Below are 15,746 nucleotides of genomic sequence, written 5' to 3' on the forward strand. Positions count from 1 at the left end.
ATATATATATGAAAACCGCAAATTAAATATTCTTTAAAACTTTATTATTTAGCTGAAATATTTTCTAGAAAAACAGCAAAATCTTTGTCAGACTCGTAAATAGATACTTATTTCTACAACCCTAAATAATGATTACAAAAAAAATTATTCGGACTATAAACGTTGCCGCGGATAAGGCTGGTGAAATTCTTAATAAGCATTACCGTAAATCTAATACAATAATATCAAAAGATGATAAATCTCTTGTAACCATAGCAGATCAACAAGCTGAAAGAGTTATAAGAGAAACTATACTAGAAAACTTTCCTGACCATGGAATAATAGGCGAAGAAGAAAATACTGTAAATCCAAATTCAGAGTATATGTGGATAATTGATCCGATAGATGGAACAGATAGTTATATTTTAGGAAGACCTCTTTTTTGTATATTAATAGGATTGTTTTATAAAGGAGAAGCTATATTTAGTCTTGTTGATCAACCATTTACTAGAGAAAGATGGTCAGCATATGACAACAAATCTATATACAACAATAATACTGAGATAAAAACTAGTAATAAGCAAACTATACAAGATAGTAAAATCATTCTATCTTCTCCATACCTTTTTGAAAACAAAACTAATTTTATTAAAAATATTCGTAATCAAGCAAAAATAGTTTCATGGGAAGCCGAAGCATATGCTTTTGGTTTGCTTGCTATGGGGTGTATTGATGTAGTAATAAAGCCTATGTTAGATACTTATGATTATCTTCCTGTTATTAAACTAATACAAAATGCCGGTGGAGCAATAACTGCAGCAAATGGCGATAAACTCAGTATGGACTATACTGGCGATATAATAGCTGCCTCTAGCAAGGAACTTTTAGATGATGTAATCAACATTTATAACTATAAGGAAGTTTTATCATGAATGAAAAACAATTAGCAAAATTTAAAATTATTTTGACCTTTGTTAGTCTTAGCATACTAACATGTGGTCTACCTACCTTTGTGATGCAAGCTGTCACATACTATAAAATATCCCATAGTGCCGCCGGATCCTTAGAAAGCTACCAAAACTTAACTAGAATTGTTCTATCTTTTGTAATGTTTGCTTTACTGATGAGAGTTGGATATAGAAAGTCTTTAATGCTAAATTATGCTGTTCTTTTTGCTTTTTGCTTTTTTATTCCTTTTGTAAACTCTATTTGGATGATTCGAGGCTACCTTGTATTAATTGGTATCTCAAACGTGGTATTAAAGGTGGTTGCATATAGTTCTGTAGGACTTGTCACCGATACCAAAGAAGAGCACGCCAGCTTTATAAACCTCATGGAAGGAATATATACTTTTGGTAGCTTTGGTGGTATGTGGATGTTCTCATACTTCTTAGAAAGAAATCCCGCTCTTTGGACATATGCTTTCTGGGTAATTTGTGCTTTATGCTTTGTCTTATTTTTGCTTTGGACATTTACACCATTTGATGAGAGTAATATACAAGATCAAGAAAGTAAGCCTATCCTTAAACAATATAAAGAAATATTAACTCTACCACTAGTAACACTAATAATCTTTCTAATTTTATTTGCTTGTTATGAATCTCTAGAACAAGGAGTTGGATCATGGCTAGCTGCTTTCTATAATCAGATATTAGAAATTCCAAAATTCATAAGTGTTCAGCTAGCAAGCCTATTTACTCTAGGTTTAGGTTTAGGTCGACTTATTGGTGCTGTATTTACTAGATATATATCTTGGTATAAGTATTTCTTTATAAACTTTATTATCTCTTTGATACTGATAGCTGTAACACTAAGCAATATTGTTCCAGGTGCTGGTGTAGATGCTTCAAATATCTTTAGTGTACCAGTAATTGCATATGGACTGCCTATCTTAGGTATTCTTATCGGTCCTGTATACCCTACTCTTGTATCTCTTATGATGACTAGCCTTCCTAGAGGAAAGCATGCGCTAATGATAAGCTTAGTTATGATAGCCGGAGCTATTTTTGATAGTGGATCTTCAAAAATACTAGGTATATTATTTGGCTCAATAGGTGGTGTTACTGCTTTTGCGATAGTGACTGGATTTACAATATGTGTACTTATAGTACTAATATTACCTTTTGCAAAACTAACTCATAGTGATAAAGAAAACGAAGCAATATAACTTCTACTAAAATTTCTAGCTCAAACTTTTATAGCCTTTTTACTACTCTCAAAATAAACATTTATAGTTACAGGCTCTTCCGCTTGTATTTCCAACTTAGGGAAGCCATCTTCTTCTATAATTGAACTATCACAAGATAATTTGAGTGTATTATTTTCTCCAAAAGGATAGTTGGATACCCCAAATTTCTCATCTTTTAGATTTATATGCCAATGAATTTCATTATTAGGCACGTCTGGTTGAATACCAAAAACATTTTCAATAAGTACATTTATAGCTGAAAGACCTGTCCAACCAACAAAATCTGGCTTTGCTGGCTTTGCTGGGACAATTTTCTCAGGGGCATAATTCTCCCATAGAGTTCCTGTAGCTTCAAAAACTTTGACAACATTAGTGTTATGGTTTAAAGCAATATCAAAAGCTAAACTATGCTCATTGTACTTTTCCAAACCTTTTAACAGCATATAATTAGTTGGTGCCCATACACCTCCCTGCCAATATCTACCAAGATCATTATACTTATCATCATCATATGATAATGATGGAACCATATGCGATCTCTTAAAGTATTTATCATCACTTAGATACTGACACATATCTTTAACTCTACTTTCAGGATATATCTCAGCTTCAAGTCCCCAAAAAGCTCCTATAGATTTAGCTGTATTTAAGCTGTCATCTTTTAGCTTATCGTAATAAAATTTAGTTTTTGGATCATACATTTGTTCATTAACAAACTTCTCTAAGGCCTCAGTTTCATCAATTATATCTTCGATCTCTTGCCATCTTTCGATCACTTCACCAATAGCCATCAAGATCTTACCTGAGAGAATTTGTTGTAAATTTGTATCTAACCAACTCATATGACCATGACTGAAGTTTTGGTTATATTCTGCTTCTAAGCGTGGCTGATTATCCATACCAGTACCCCAGCCACTTGAAAAATAACTACCATCTTTCCATGTACGATATTCCTTAAGCCACTTATGATAGGCAACCAAAACTGGAAATATCTTTTCTAAGCGCGCAACATCAGAAGTATGCTGAAAATATATCCACTCAGCCCATGGAAACAAATTTGGTCCGGTACTTACAAGATCATACCTATGAAACAAATCTTGACCAGTTTTAGCACTTATCTCTCTACAAATAAAACCATCAGGATGTTGTTTAGCATAAAAGTTATCTAATGTTGATTGAAAATCGAACACTCTACGTCCATAGATGCCAAACATCATCATAAAAGATGTGTCCCACATAAAAATATTGCCATTATATGCAGTATCAATAAAATTCTTAATAAAACCACTCTCTGGCGTAGGCTGTTTTAAATTGCTAAATGCTATTTCCCATGCTTTCCAATAACAATCAATATGAGCTTGATGATCTTGCCAGTGAACTTGTGGCAATTTATCTTTAACATCCTCAAACTTAGGTAACGCAACATTCTCAGGCTTTTGCTTGATAAACTCATTTTCACTTACTAAAGGGTTTAAAATATAGGTTTTTTTGTACATATGGACCTACTATAAATTATGATATCTTGAGTAAATTATATCTAAAATAAATACTCTTCTATAGTTTCAATAGCAAACTACGATAAAGATCTATCAACTCCTCTCTTTTTCCAGATGATAATACCTATAACAGATGTTAGCATATATACAAGTTGCATTAGTGATAGATAATAATTATGAACCATAAAAAACATTACTGTCTCTAAGGCATTTAATGTAATCAAAAAAAGCCAACAATAAATACTTCTAACTGCCATTAAGAATGTTGCTATAAGCCCCATAGATGCAACAACAGTATCTAGTATTGGCAAAGGATTATTTGTAAACTGAATTTGAATCATAGCAACAATCAAAACTACTATTAAATAAGGTAATAAATGCCATTTCTTAAAATAGTAAATAGATGTTTTCCAATTTAAAAAACCTAAGAAACAGACAGTTGCGGCTAGGGCTCTAATAATGGCATTAGCATACAATCCATCAGAGAATGTAAAAGCTGATAAACTTACAAAAAGAAAAGTGCCCAATAATAAGTTTATTCTCCAGCCAACAACCTGAGTAAACTGAGTTATATACCCTAATATAGATATTGCTAATTCCATTAGTTCTTTACTCTTTTATCGTATTAATTTGTAAATTAAATTTTTTGTAATACATATATTTTTTACGTGAAGCTAGCAGTGCTTGTTCTTGCTGATATACAAACTCCTTAAGCTCTTTTATTTTAATTCTCTGAGGATCTACCGCTACATCCATAATATTTATCAAAACATCAAAACCAGAAGTTATAAATAAATTATCTGTTATTAAAATAGGAATATTTTTATATTGATTATACTCTCTAGCACTTATAGCACAATGATGTGGGATAAAAGACTCTTCTTCAGGTTGCCATAGCTTTTCATCTAACTCTCTGGCTATTCCAGTGGGTGCTAAAATAGCAAATGTCTTAGTTTTATAATTATTTAAAACATAATTATAAATCGAGTCTAATAGCTCTTTTTGTTTGGATGTTTGTAAAACGTGAAATTCAACTTGCATATAAAATATCTTTAACTCTCATACTCAACTGTTATATAAAAGTTCTCAACGAATCCTTTAGTCAAGCATCTCTTTCGTATCTGAATGATAGTTTAACACAAATACTATACTCTTATGCTATTGTTGATACTTAAAAGCAGATTTTAACCTTGTTATAAAACCAGCTCCTAAGACAAAGAAGCTAGCTATAAACATTATATCTCCGCTAAACAAGATAAACATCATATTTAACTGGCCAACAAAACTAACTTCATGAAAATATAAAATCATTTCTATACTTAAAGTAGGATATATCATACTAGAGACAAACATGATCATTCCTATGACATATCTTGTATAACTAATAGGTCTTTGCTGTGAAAAAGCCGATTTAAAGACTCTTTTTATCGCTGCTTTCATCACATCAACAATAGTCCTACCAAGAAACATTACCGATAAAACAAACATTGCTTCTGCACTCATAGCCAAAAGCGAGGATATTATCAAATACCTAGCTGCTGATAAGCCCCAAAAAGGCATTATAAAAAAGATTGTCACATACGGCAAAAAAGAAGCTCCAAAGAGCATAAGCCCTAAATAGTATTTCCAATCTTTTTTTATCTGCATAATATAATCTCTAACCCTCTCTTATCGATACTTGTATAGCTTTTATTAATGCTTGTGTTGCATCAGCACTATTCATACTTGGCGTATCTTTTCTATTAACTACCTGAGCAGGAGTATATGGTACATGAATAAATCCTCCTATTTTCTTAGGATATTTATCATTTAGTAACTCTAACAAATGATACATAACATGATTACACACAAATGTTCCAGCTGTATTAGATATATAAACAGGAACTCCTTGTTTTTTTACTAAACTATCTATCTTATATATTGGTAATTTTGTAAAGTATGCATTTTTACCATTCTCAGATATTTTCTTATTTTTGGGTTGATTGTTATCATTATCAGGAATTCTAGCATCATCAACATTTATTGCCACTCTTTCAAGTGAAACTGCTGATCTACCACCTGCTTCTCCCACATCTATAATAATATCTGGATTATATTGCTTTATTAAACTATCTAACTTTTCAGTTGAACTTTTAAATGATACAGGTATTTGCTTCTTCACAATAGTTGCACCATCTATAGTATCTGGCAAACCTTTAACCGCTTGCCAAGCTGAGTTAATATTCTCTCCTCCAAAAGGAGTAAACCCCGTTATTAAGACAGTTTTTGCATCAGCAGTAATTATCACTGATAAAAATATAAATATGCTAAGTAGTACTTTTTTAAAATTTATCATTCATAGAGCTCCTTTACTAAGTTTTTAGACTTTTTGGTTTTAGTTCTTTTGATTTGTCTAATTAACTCTAGCAACTCTTGATACTGATTAAAATCTTTTCTAGCATATATAGCACCATTTAGATCTTTCAAAATCTGCTGTAGTTCTGGAAAGACTCTTGCGACTTCTAACAATGAGAATATATGCTTATCTGATCGAGTATTAGCCCAGCTGATAATAGCTTTCTGCAGTTCGACATTATCTTTATTAGAACAAGCTTTTTTTATCTCTTTTAGGCCAACTACTTTCTCAACTAACTCTAACTCTGAATCATCAACTACTTTAGCCGTTCTCTTTGTATACTTAGTTTTTATCAATAAAATCAACGTCAATACCCACAACACTATAGCTGCTATAGCTACATCTCTCCAAAAAGGATCTTGAACTGTTTTTTCTATAATCTTTGGTGGTGAGTCATCATTCCCCACAAGATTACTCGGCATATTGCCCTTTTGAACATCGAAGTTCTTAGCCGCTAAGCTAACAATTTTAGACTTATGTGTATCAACATCGTACCATTTAAGCTTAACACTAGGTACAGCAACTTTGCCTTTTTTAACAGGCATATACCCAATCTTATAAGTTGCAACACCTGTTAAATGTCCACCTTTCTCGATATCTTGAAGCTCTGGTTTTTCTGGATATACATTAAAAGCATCTGATGATTTAAACTCTAAATTAGGAATATCACTACTTAACACACCTTCTGCTGTAACTTTAACAGTTCTAGTTAAAAGCTGGCCTTCTTTAACACCCTTATCTTGTGACCAGTTATCACTAATTTTCACATCCGCTGCAGGAAACCAGTCATTAATACTTATATCATCCGGGACAGGCTCTACATTTAAAGTTTTTGCTTTAGTTGAGAAGAATTTAGTTCTAGATCCAAGTTGACCAAAAGCATTAGGAATAGTTGCCTGTAAAACAATAGCAGGTATTTTTATCTTTCCAGTAGTATTTGGAATTATTAAAAAACTTTCCTCAACAACATCATATAGTTTACCATTGATACTTTTTTGATAAGTTTTACGATGATTTGTTGTTTTAATATCAGATTTTTTAATATCAAATGGTTTAGGCTGCAAGCTTAATATAGGTCTTGAGGTATATATTCTTAAAGTGTATAAAACTGGCACATTCACATAAGTTTTGTTGGTATCCAAAGTACCTATAGCAAAAAGATCTTGATATTTACTCTGTTCCTCATTTGATAGCTCTTTATCAACCTCAATTTTTATTGGTTTTGTTGTTTGGTTACCAACTCTTATCGCAGGTATTACAAGATTACCTGTTTTATTAGGCATTAATGTAATTATCATTTCAAAATGAGAATTTCTTTTACCATTAATAACTGTAGTTTTGCTACTCGTACTTGTATTATAAACTGTAAAATCTTTCTTCAAAGCATCTAAATTAGGTTGAGTATCAAAACTATCTAAATGTAAAACTAGTTCAAACGTTTCACCTTTTTCAATATGATTCCTACTAACAGTAGCCGATACTTTAGCATAGCTAACACTTACAACCATTATTGATAGTATAAAAATACTTATTACTTTAAATAATTTAGCTTTCACTTTTATCTCCTATCATTCTTTGGTAGTCACGTGCAAATTTATGTCTAAGAAGTCCACCTGGATCATCATCAATCATTGCTAACAGCTTATCTGACTCTTTTTTATCAAGTTCTTTTTGGCGTTGCTGTTGCAGATTATTTTGTTTAGCATTTTGCTGATCTTTATTGTTCTTATTATCTTTATTGTTCTTATTATCTTTATTGTTCTTATTATCTTTATTGTTCTTATTATCTTTATTGTTCTTATTATCTTTATTGTTCTTGTTATCTTTGTTGTTCTTGTTATCTTTATTGTTCTTGTTATCTTTGTTGTTCTTATTTTGCTGTTTCTTTTTCTGCTTTTCTAGCTTTTTAGCTATCTCTAAATTACTCTTAGCATCTTCAAAATCAGGTCTTTTTTCAATAGCCTTTTTATAAGTATCTATCGCTTTTTTATATTGTCCTAAGTGAGTTAAAGCATTACCTTGATTGTATAGACCTTTTGCAGAGCTATCTTTTTTAAACTCCTGATATGCATTTTTATAATCACCAGCTTTATAATACGAAGCCCCTTTCCAATCGCTATTTTCAAAAGCTACCGCAGCTTTTTTAGCATTACCATTATCATAGTAGCTCATACCTTGCTGATTTTTTGTCTGCCACAGGTCATCCCAACTACTAGCAAAAGAAATACTAGGTATTAGTATTAAAATAAATATTAACCTCTTTAACGACATATTCTCTCCAAAACACCTCTTCTAAAGATAAAAACACTCAAAATACTCAACACCCATATAATATAAACACTATCGTCTTGCCAAAAAACATTTGTCGAGTCTTGTTTTGACTCTTTTGCTCCAACAGTTATCTTCTGTGATAACAAGCTCTTAATATCTGCATTACTATTTGTTAATGTTACTAACTTACCATCTCCAGCATTTGCCAATGATCTTAGCTTAGAAAGATCAACCCCAAAGTATTGAATATTACCTTTAGCATCTTTTAAATAGCCTCCATTAGCATCTTTAGCAATTCCACCTTGAGGAGTACCTACAGCATATACATCTAGGCTTATTCCCTTTGCAGCTAAATCTTTAGCTTCTTTTATAGCTTTAGCAGATGGAGTGGAGTCGGTTACTAATATAATTTGTCCACTTGATGCTCCAGCTTGCTCGATAAGGTCTGCTGATTTCTTAAGCGCTCTTGTAATGCTATGCCCTTGTACAGGAACAATATTTGAATTTAATACCGGTACTAAGTTTGCAACAGTTTTTGCATCTGAAGTTAGAGGAGTTACAACAAAAGGCTCGCTAGAAAACACTAGCATCCCAACTTGGCCTTCTTTTACCCTCTTTAAAATATCAAGTATTTTATACTTAGCTCTCTCAAGCCTACTCGGTGATACATCTGCCGTATCCATTGACTTAGAAACATCTAATGCAATAACTCTAGAGAAGTTTTTCTGAAAAACAGGTATATCTTTATGTTTATATGTAGGACCTGCTAGTGCAAATACTGCAACACTCCATAAAACCAAAAATACCACAGGTATTAGTGTTTTATTTGTTTTTGAGTCTTGGCCTATCGTTACATGCTCAAGTAGATGGCTATCACAATGCTTACTCCAACTATTTGATTTTGCGGAATATTTAAAAAGTAATATAACTAAAATAACAACAGGTACCAAAGCTAAAAGCCACCAAGGCCTTAATAAATGAAAATCCATTTTTAATGCCCTCCTCTACGTTTTAGCCAAATCCCTGCAACTATAAAACTTAAAATCAATGCTAAACCTAAACTCCAAGGATAAAGATATGTAACTGGTCTAACTATTGTTTTATCTGATTCGATTGGTTCAAGCTTATCTATGTCTTTATATATATTTTTTAAATCACTACTATTTTGAGCTCTAAAGTATTGTCCTCCAGTCATTTTAGCTATTTTTTGTAGCGTATCTGTGGCTAAATCCTCCGAGGTATTTATTAACTTTTTACCAAAAGCTGTTTGTACAAGCATCTGTCCGCCACCTAGAGCTATCGTATAGATTTTTATACCATATTGCTTAGCAATTTCAGCTGCTTGTAATGGCTGTAGCAAACCTGCTGTATTATCGCCATCTGTAAGCAATATAATAGCTTTTGAATCATTTGGATACGATTCTAATTTTTTAATAGATAAGCCAAGAGCATCACCTATAGCAGTATTTGGACCAGCTAATGCAATACTAGAATCATCAAGCATTTTCTTAACAGTAGGAATATCAAATGTTAATGGTGTTTGTAGATATGCTCGCGTCCCAAAAAGCACAAGACCAACACGATCACCTTTGCGAGTATCCAAAAAATGATTTGCCACACGTATAACTAGATCAAATCTTGACTCCATTTTCCCATTAGGCTTTTTCATATCTTCTATAGCCATACTCCCAGATAAGTCTATAGCCATCATCAGTGCTCTACCACTTTGAGGCATACTTATTGGTTTCCCTAACCACTGAATCCCTGATCCTGAAACAATTAGAAGTATCCAAATAGCTGCTAAAATATATTTAAAATAATTAGCTTTTGAAAAATCATGCGCACTATGAGTACCTAGTTGAGACTGTAACTGATCAAAAAATGGTGTTTTTAATGCTGATTGCTGATTATTCTTGGCTCTAGGAACAATCCAGTAAACAACTAACGGCAAAATTACTAAGACAAAAAACCAAGGATATTCAATATTTATCATATAACACTCCTCAACCATTTCTCAGCCACTGCCATTATCTCACCAAAGGTTGATTTATCTAACTCAATTGGCTTATAGGTATTTTGTAACATTCTTGCTTTAGTAGTTTCAAAGCTCTCATCATCTATTTTTGAATCAAGAAATTCAAGCCATTTTTTACCATATAAGGTTTTTATATTTTCAGTTGGGAATTTCTGCATTGCTACTCTTTTTAGATATACAGAGATGCTTTCTAACACATGAGTTGGGTTATTCTTATAGACACTCTCTACTTCATGCCTAAATTCATTAATTATAGAATCCTTATATTGCTTTTTCTTCTTCTTAAAACGTAATATAACGAGACCTAAGATAATCACTAGAACAATAATTCCTAAAACTATCCACCAACCATATGCTAGTGGCCACCACTGAGAAATTCTATCAGGTAAATAAATATCTTTTAATTGTGCTAAAAGATTATTATTTTGCATAATTCGCTACCCCATAATTTATTGTTCTGATCAAATTATCATTCGTAGCAACTTCTATAAAACCAGTTTTATTCTTACGTGAAAATTCTTCTATAGCATCATGTCTAGTTGTATAAATATTTTTATAAATTTTATTTTGTCTTTTACTTGCAGAATCTAAAACAACTCTTTGTTTACCATCACTGAAATAGTAGGTATCTAAGCCAGGAAGATCTTTTTCTATAGGATCATAGCTAAATACATTAATAACTGAGTTTTTATTATTTAACAATTTAAGATATCTATTTGCTTCTTCATCAAAGCTACTAAAATCACTTATTACAACAACGATACTACTGCTACGGATCTTTGCATAAAGAAATCTCAAAGCCTCAGCAAGTTTTTTATCAGAAGATAGCTGGTATTTCTTCTCATCATTTGCAACAAAGTTAAACATTTTGACTAAGGCTGACTTGTCTTGTTTTGCAGGATAAAAGTTATAACCATGATCATCAAAAATAACACCACCAACCTTTTCATGAGCCTCTAATGCTCCAAAACCTATCAGTGCAAGAATATTTGTAGCTTTTACACTTTTAAAACATTCTCTAGTGCCAAAATGCATACTCTTAGTTTGATCTAGAACAAAGTATAAACTTCTCTCTCTTTCTTCGTGATACACTTTTGTATAAGGCTTTCCTAATCGTGCTGTAAGCGCCCAATGCATAAGACGAATATCATCACCTGCTTGATAGTGTCTGACTTCATCAAAGTCCATACCTCGACCCTTTGCTTTAGAGAGGCTATTACCAGCATTTACACTGTTGACTCTTTGACTTGCAAAAAGTTTTAGAGCTTTAGTTTGGTAACGATAGCTTAAAAGCTCATTAACATCAGGTTTTATTCCTTTGTAATTTTTCATAGTTTCTCTTTACTGATCACTTCTAATACACAGGTGTTACAACTTACCCTAGATTCTAAGACTATATATTCTTATGGTATTGGTACAACTTTTAATAACTCTGTAATAACATCATCTGTTGTTACTCCATCAACTTCTGCTTCAAAAGTCAAAAGTATTCTATGGCGTAGCACCTCATAGACAACCTCATGAATATCACTTGGAGAAACATAGTCATGACCTATAAGCCAAGCATGTGCTCTTGCAGCTCTATCTAATGCTATAGTTCCTCTTGGGCTAGATCCAAATGCAATCCATTTCTTGATGTTTTGGTTATATTTTGAAGGATCTCTAGTAGCTAATATCAGTTGAATAATATACTGCTCAACTGCTTCAGAAACTTTAATATTCAGAACTTCTTGCTGTGCTCTAAAAATAGTCTCTTGATGAATATTAGGATGCTTTAACTTATGCCCTAATGCTTCACCTCTACTTATAGCTAGAATCTTTGCCTCAGTTGCAGGATCAGGATATTCAATCTTAACAAACATCATAAATCTATCTAGCTGAGCCTCTGGTAAAGGATAAGTACCCTCTTGCTCAATAGGGTTTTGCGTTGCCATTACCATAAACAAGTCAGATAATGGGTATGTTTGCTTACCAACTGTTATTTGCTTTTCACCCATTGCCTCAAGCAATGCAGATTGGACTTTTGCTGGAGCTCTGTTTATCTCATCAGCTAAAAGTAAATTATGAAATAAAGGCCCTGACTGGAACTCAAAAGTTTGTTGCTGAGGCACATAAATTTCTGTACCTGTCAAATCTGCAGGCAAAAGATCCGGAGTAAATTGAACTCTATGATACGAGCAGTCTATACTCTCAGATAATGTTTTAATTGCTGTAGTTTTAGCCAGACCTGGAGCACCTTCTACAAGTAGATGGCCACCTGCTAATAATGCTATAAGTAAGCGCTTATTTAGGTTTTCTTGACCTACAACACGATTATTCAAAAACTCTAATAACTCTCCAAACTCACTATAAACAGACATCCATGTCCTCCTAAAATCTTAAATCACTTGTTTAGAAGTATAGGGGCTATTACTACTTTTTCAAGGTTTTAAACATTATATAGCTAATTTACAAAAAACAAATACTGTTATAAAATTCTTATGAATAACTATAAAGGAGTATAGCAAAATGAAAAATCTTAAACTTTTAACAGTCGGTATATTAGCTGTTTCTGCTCTTGCAAGCTGTTCAAATAATGCTAGCCTATCAAATGATTTAAGTAACACTGGCGACTCTATTGTTAGGTTTGTTAATGGTACTTTTTCAGCTCAAATAGATAATACTAGTGTAAGCAGCGTTTATGATGCTACCAAATTAGCTTTAAACAATAGTAAAATCTACAATATTACTAATAGCTCTATACACGATAGATCTGCTGATATCTCCGGAACATTTGCAACAGATAAAAACTACTTTAATAAATCAGGAACTGATAATTTTGATGTTCGAATAGTTAAAGGCCATGGCAATACTATTAATATTTTTATCAAAATTGGTAAACTTGGCGATAAACAAGCATCTGTTGATTTACTTGCAAATATAAGAACAAACTTAGGCCTATAATTAATGTCTTCTAAAACACCTCGCGTACTTTCTATACAGTCTCATGTTGCATATGGTTATGCTGGAAACAAAGCTGCAGTATTTCCTATGCAAAAACTCGGTATAGATGTATCTCCTATATACACAGTGCAACTTTCAAACCATACTCAGTATGACTTTTTTAAAGGCTCTTTTTTTAATGCTAATGACATCCAAAATATTATAGATGGAATGATAGCTAATAATTTCTTAGCTAAGCAAGATGCTATCTTATCTGGATATATTGGTGATCTTGAAGTTGCTAAGGTTATTGCTAATACAGTTTTAGAGCTTAAAGAAGAAAACCCGAATAGTTTATACTGTTGTGATCCTGTTTTTGGTGATAAATATGATGATCAAGAAAATGGACATATTTTTGCTTCTAAAGATCATCCTAATATTTTTTTAGAATATTTGCTACCATTAGCAGATATTATCACACCAAATCTATTTGAGTTAAGCATACTTAGTAATACTAAGATTAATAATTATGATGATATCTCAAAAGCATGTGAAAAATTAATCAAGTTAACTAAAAATAATAAATTAATAATTATAGTAACTAGCGTATCTTTTAGTAGCTCAACAACAGGCATAGCTATATATAATAATGGTAGCTTCTCTCACCTAGAGTCCCCTAAATATAAGGTTCAACCTAAAGTTAGTGGCTCAGGAGATATCACAGCAGCAATGTTTCTTAGCTACTTACTAAAGGGTAAAAGCCTTGAAGATACTTTATGTGCAGTTACCGAATGCTTAGATGGCATTTTCAGAGTAACTCATGAATTAGATACTGATGAGCTTGCTTTAGTTCAAGCCCAGGAGTATATCAAGTAATGCAACGCTACAATAAGATCACTGACGTACATAAATACAAACGTGAAATTGTTCTTTTAAAAAGTCGTCCATGCGCTTATGGTAAATGTACATTTTGTGATTATATCCTAGATAACTCTAAAAATATTGATGAGATAAACAGTATAAATTTCGAAGTACTAGAAAATGTAACTGGTGAGTTTGGCATACTAGAAATTATAAACTCCGGAAATGTTTTTGAGTTACCCTTACAAACAAAAAACCGTATTAAAGAAATTATAAAAGAAAAAAATATCAAACTACTTTTTGTCGAAGCTCACTGGATGTACAAAGATCACCTTCATAAAATTAAAGAGACCTTTGAAACTGAAATCTTTATAAAAACTGGGCTTGAAAGTTTTGATTATAACTTTAGAGAAGCTCTCTTAAATAAAGGTTTTCACCACGACTCTCCAGAACAACTAAGTAGGCTATTTGACTCTGTTTGTCTGTTAATAGGAGTTCAAGGTCAAACCAAAGAAATCATCAAAAAAGATATTCAAATAGCAAAAGATTACTTTAAGCATACTACTCTTAATTTATATGTTAGTAATACCACTCATATAAAAGCTGATGAAAACTTAAAGAAATGGTTTCTAGCAGAATACAAAGATCTTTTTAATGACCCTCAATTTGAAATACTTGTCGATAATACTGACTTTGGTGTCGGGGATTAATTTCATATTAAGTATAAATACTAGACTTATAAAACCTCCAAAATATCATCTATTTTTTCAATAATACTTTCATGATCAGCATGAATATTTTTTACAGTCAAATTACTTACGACCTTAGACAAATTATTATCTTTTAACCTTAATATATAATCGTTTAACTTAGTATTATAATCACCTATCATTGTAGCTTTTAATAACTTAACTTTAGACTTAAACAGTTTGTTAGTGATACTTTCGTTAGAAAGTGTTTGAACTACATCAACTCCTTTTAAAATTTTATGCACATAATCCTCATCATATTTTTTTATCATTTGCTGTTTAATATTATCCTTATAATCATCTAAATTAATACATGACTTATATCTTATTATTTGAGTATCTGGAATAATAGTATCTAGCAAGGTTAATTTAATATTATCATATCCTTTAGACTCTAATATACTTGCCATTTCCATAGCTATTTGTCCTCCTAAGGACCATCCAAATAAATGGATAGATCTATTATTAAGGCTATAGTTTCCTAAATATTGGTCCACATAATATTTTGATAACTCATTAAGTGATGAAATCTTATCTCCTGAGTATATATTATAATTATCAATCCCAATACTATTATAACTATTAGCCAAACTATCAGATAATGTATGATAAACTTCACATCCAGCATTTGCTGGATGTACTAACAACATATCTGGAAGATTCTTATTATAAGATTTATAAAAAGGTTTAATAATACTCAATTTTCCAACTTCAAATATAATTTCTTTAATAGTCATAGTTCTAAAAATATCTGCTACACTTATCTCTTTATTTAACTCCTTAGATAATCTATGTGACAACTTGATAGCTGATATACTATTACCACCAACCCTAAAGAAATCATCTGTAA

18 protein-coding genes are annotated in these 15,746 nt (G+C 31.8%); 5 read left to right on the forward strand and 13 right to left on the reverse strand.

The annotated features are described in order from the left end of the window. Positions 1-128 precede the first annotated feature (128 nt). Both F3D62_RS07615 and F3D62_RS07620 read left to right on the forward strand, forming a co-directional pair. The gene (locus F3D62_RS07615; RefSeq protein WP_150467658.1) at positions 129-911 is read left to right on the forward strand and encodes an inositol monophosphatase family protein; all 783 of its coding nucleotides are present in this window, start codon (positions 129-131) and stop codon (positions 909-911) included. Next, entirely contained in the window at positions 908-2,146 is a 1,239-nt protein-coding gene (locus F3D62_RS07620) for an MFS transporter (protein ID WP_150467659.1), read from the forward strand. Before F3D62_RS07615 ends, F3D62_RS07620 begins: the two co-directional genes overlap by 4 nt. 20 nt (positions 2,147-2,166) lie before the next feature. Here the strand turns inward: F3D62_RS07620 and F3D62_RS07625 are convergent, their stop codons facing one another. From F3D62_RS07625 to F3D62_RS07680, 12 genes are all read right to left on the reverse strand, one after another. Further along, positions 2,167-3,663 (reverse strand): MGH1-like glycoside hydrolase domain-containing protein, encoded by a 1,497-nt coding sequence (locus tag F3D62_RS07625; RefSeq protein WP_150467660.1) that lies wholly within the window; start codon positions 3,661-3,663, stop codon positions 2,167-2,169. Between the two features lie 77 nt (positions 3,664-3,740). Then, complete coding sequence (locus F3D62_RS07630; RefSeq protein WP_150467661.1) at positions 3,741-4,265, reverse strand: nicotinamide mononucleotide transporter; 525 nt, start codon at positions 4,263-4,265, stop codon at positions 3,741-3,743. 7 nt (positions 4,266-4,272) lie between these two features. Beyond that, positions 4,273-4,704, reverse strand: coding sequence for a DNA polymerase III subunit chi (locus F3D62_RS07635; RefSeq protein WP_150467662.1), 432 nt, complete (start codon positions 4,702-4,704; stop codon positions 4,273-4,275). Positions 4,705-4,821: 117 nt separating this feature from the next. Continuing rightward, positions 4,822-5,304, reverse strand: a complete 483-nt coding sequence (locus tag F3D62_RS07640; protein WP_150467676.1) for a transporter suffix domain-containing protein — start codon at positions 5,302-5,304, stop codon at positions 4,822-4,824. Positions 5,305-5,320: 16 nt separating this feature from the next. After that, positions 5,321-5,998: a pyroglutamyl-peptidase I gene (pcp, locus tag F3D62_RS07645; RefSeq protein ID WP_150467663.1), complete on the reverse strand. Its 678-nt coding sequence runs from the start codon at positions 5,996-5,998 to the stop codon at positions 5,321-5,323. Next, positions 5,995-7,614: a BatD family protein gene (locus F3D62_RS07650; RefSeq protein WP_150467664.1), complete on the reverse strand. Its 1,620-nt coding sequence runs from the start codon at positions 7,612-7,614 to the stop codon at positions 5,995-5,997. Before F3D62_RS07650 ends, pcp begins: the two co-directional genes overlap by 4 nt. Further along, entirely contained in the window at positions 7,604-8,329 is a 726-nt protein-coding gene (locus F3D62_RS07655) for a tetratricopeptide repeat protein (RefSeq protein WP_150467665.1), read from the reverse strand. The genes F3D62_RS07650 and F3D62_RS07655 overlap by 11 nt, the downstream gene beginning before the upstream one ends. After that, on the reverse strand, positions 8,320-9,318 hold the full coding sequence (locus F3D62_RS07660; protein WP_150467666.1) for a vWA domain-containing protein: 999 nt from the start codon (positions 9,316-9,318) through the stop codon (positions 8,320-8,322). Before F3D62_RS07660 ends, F3D62_RS07655 begins: the two co-directional genes overlap by 10 nt. Before the next feature lie 2 nt (positions 9,319-9,320). After that, complete coding sequence (locus F3D62_RS07665) at positions 9,321-10,322, reverse strand: VWA domain-containing protein (RefSeq protein WP_191092562.1); 1,002 nt, start codon at positions 10,320-10,322, stop codon at positions 9,321-9,323. Next, complete coding sequence (locus F3D62_RS07670) at positions 10,319-10,795, reverse strand: DUF4381 domain-containing protein (protein ID WP_150467668.1); 477 nt, start codon at positions 10,793-10,795, stop codon at positions 10,319-10,321. The genes F3D62_RS07665 and F3D62_RS07670 overlap by 4 nt, the downstream gene beginning before the upstream one ends. Further along, a complete protein-coding gene (locus F3D62_RS07675) occupies positions 10,785-11,696 on the reverse strand; it encodes a DUF58 domain-containing protein (RefSeq protein ID WP_150467669.1) in 912 nt (303 codons plus the stop codon). The genes F3D62_RS07670 and F3D62_RS07675 overlap by 11 nt, the downstream gene beginning before the upstream one ends. Before the next feature lie 71 nt (positions 11,697-11,767). Continuing rightward, the gene (locus tag F3D62_RS07680) at positions 11,768-12,724 is read right to left on the reverse strand and encodes an AAA family ATPase (RefSeq protein ID WP_150467670.1); all 957 of its coding nucleotides are present in this window, start codon (positions 12,722-12,724) and stop codon (positions 11,768-11,770) included. A gap of 148 nt (positions 12,725-12,872) precedes the next feature. Here F3D62_RS07680 and F3D62_RS07685 point away from each other — a divergent pair, with 148 nt between their 5' ends. Genes F3D62_RS07685 through F3D62_RS07695 form a run of 3 tightly spaced genes read left to right on the forward strand, consistent with a single transcriptional unit; the run spans position 12,873 to position 14,857 of the window. Then, the gene (locus F3D62_RS07685) at positions 12,873-13,307 is read left to right on the forward strand and encodes a DUF3568 family protein (RefSeq protein WP_150467671.1); all 435 of its coding nucleotides are present in this window, start codon (positions 12,873-12,875) and stop codon (positions 13,305-13,307) included. Positions 13,308-13,310: 3 nt separating this feature from the next. After that, entirely contained in the window at positions 13,311-14,162 is an 852-nt protein-coding gene (gene pdxY, locus F3D62_RS07690) for a pyridoxal kinase (protein ID WP_150467672.1), read from the forward strand. Continuing rightward, on the forward strand, positions 14,162-14,857 hold the full coding sequence (locus F3D62_RS07695; RefSeq protein ID WP_150467673.1) for a radical SAM protein: 696 nt from the start codon (positions 14,162-14,164) through the stop codon (positions 14,855-14,857). Before pdxY ends, F3D62_RS07695 begins: the two co-directional genes overlap by 1 nt. 26 nt (positions 14,858-14,883) lie before the next feature. Here F3D62_RS07695 and F3D62_RS07700 read toward each other — a convergent pair. Beyond that, positions 14,884-15,746 (reverse strand): thioesterase domain-containing protein (locus tag F3D62_RS07700; RefSeq protein WP_150467674.1); only part of this gene is annotated, 863 nt, incomplete at its 5' end.

Source organism: Francisella sp. SYW-9, assembly GCF_008711465.1.
Classification (GTDB): Bacteria; Pseudomonadota; Gammaproteobacteria; order Francisellales; family Francisellaceae; genus Francisella.